We start from the raw sequence: 1872 nt of genomic DNA, 5'->3' as shown, positions 1-1872 counted from the left end.
GCGCGCGCGGGAGGCGGGGCCTCCGGCCGGGGCGGCGGGCCGGCGCGCGCCGTCGGAGATCCGCAGCAGCAGGGCGACGATGATCCAGTTGGCCAGCAGCGAGGACCCGCCGTACGCGAGGAAGGGCATGGTCAGCCCGGTGAGCGGGATGAGCCGGGTGACCCCGCCCACGACCACGAAGCACTGGAAGGCCACCACGAAGGCCATGCCCCCGGCGAAGAGCTTGCCGAAGCCGTCGCGCACGCCGACGGCGGTGCGCATGCCCCGCTCGGCGAGGACGAGGTAGCAGACCAGCACCGCCAGGAGCCCGGTGAGGCCGAGCTCTTCACCGATCGAGGCGATGATGAAGTCGGACTCGGCGAAGGGCACCAGGTCGGGGCGGCCCTGACCCCAGCCGGTGCCGAAGAGCCCACCGTTGGCCATGCCGAAGAGGCCCCGGACCAGCTGGCCCGAGCCGCCGGGGGAGGCGTTGAAGACGTCGTCGTCGAAAGCGTTGAGCCAACCGTCGAACCGTGCCGCCACGTGGGAGAACACCTGGGCGGCGAGCACCGCCCCGCCGACGAACAGCACCATGCCGATGACCACCCAGCTGATCCGTTCGGTCGCGAGGTACAGCATCCCGACGAACAGCCCGAAGAACAGCAGCGAGGTGCCCAGGTCCCGTTCGAAGACCAGCACCCCCAGGGAGACCGCCCAGGCCAGGATGATCGGCCCGAGGTCCCGCGGCCGGGGCAGCTGCAGGCCCAGCACCTTGGGCCCGGCCAGGGCGAGCGTGTCGCGCGTGGTGACCAGGTACCCGGCGAAGAAGATCGCCAGGCAGATCTTGCCGAGCTCGGCGGGCTGGAAGGAGTTCCCCGCCACCCGGATCCAGATCCGCGCACCGTTGATCTCCGTGCCCAGGCCGGGGACCAGCGGCAGCATCAGCAGGATGAGCCCCGCGACCATCGCCGTGTACGTGTAGCGACGCAGGGTCCGGTGGTCGCGCAGCAGCACCAGCACGACCGCGGCGAGGACGATGCCCAGCGCCGTCCAGCCCAGCTGGCGCTCGGCGAAGACGCTGTCCCGTCCGCGGTCCACGTAGGCCACGTCGATCCGGTAGATCATCGCCAGGCCGATGCCGTTGAGCGCGATCACCACGGGCACGATCACCGGGTCCGCGTAGGGCGCCCGCCACCGCATCACCAGGTGCAGGCCGAGGCTCAGCCCCACCAGGCCGAGGCTGTAGCCGACGATGTCCACCGGGAGCGTCTCCGCCGTCGCGAGGCCTACCAGGGCGTAGGCCCCCACGCCGATGGCCAGGGCGATGGCGAGCAGGCCGAGCTCGAGGGTGCGGCCGTTGCGTTCGCGGTGGGTCAGGACGGTGGCCATCACAGCACCCCCCGGCAGGTGCTGGCCGCCGCCGGTGCGCCGGCGGGAGTCATGAGTCCCCCGCTGCCTCGGACTCGATGCTCTCGAGCCTGTCCCGGGCGTCGTCGAGGCTGCTCGCAGGGATCGTCTGCTGGACGCGGTCCTGCACGAAGCCGGGTAGGTCGTCGAGCTCGGTGGTGCTGGTCTCGACCACCGAGGACAGCTCGAGCGGGCCCACGGACTGGGGGATCCCCTGGAAGATCGCGACACGGTCGTCGTCGACGCCGAGGTAGTACTGGTCCTGGGTCCAGCCGTAGCCCAGGTACACCCCGGCCCCGAGGGCGGCGAGCACCAGGAGCACGCCCAGGGCGGTGAGGATGCGGCGCCCGATGCGGCGGGGCGGCTCGTCGTCCTCCTCCTCGGGCAAGGGGGGCTGGTCGGCGCGGGAGCGTGCCGAGTGCTGGGCGGCCCGGGCGGCGGCGCTCGACCCGCCCAGGGTGGGCCGGTGGCGGTCCAGGGCTGCGG

The 1872-nt window shown here is 72.5% G+C and carries 1 protein-coding gene and 1 pseudogene; both read right to left on the bottom strand.

Annotation, left to right across the window (positions count from 1 at the left end; translation table 11 throughout):
* Positions 1-1368, bottom strand: a 1368-nt coding sequence (locus L0B03_RS17305) for an FtsW/RodA/SpoVE family cell cycle protein (RefSeq protein ID WP_250448183.1), incomplete at its 3' end; no start/stop codon positions are given.
* A gap of 49 nt (positions 1369-1417) precedes the next feature.
* A pseudogene (locus L0B03_RS17300) lies at positions 1418-1872 on the bottom strand (serine/threonine-protein phosphatase); the annotation flags it as partial.

The organism is Actinotalea sp. C106 (assembly GCF_023630195.1).
Taxonomy (GTDB): domain Bacteria; phylum Actinomycetota; class Actinomycetes; order Actinomycetales; family Cellulomonadaceae; genus Actinotalea.
The sequence above is the reverse complement of the archived record's forward strand: the minus strand, read 5'-3'. Positions and strand labels throughout refer to the sequence as shown.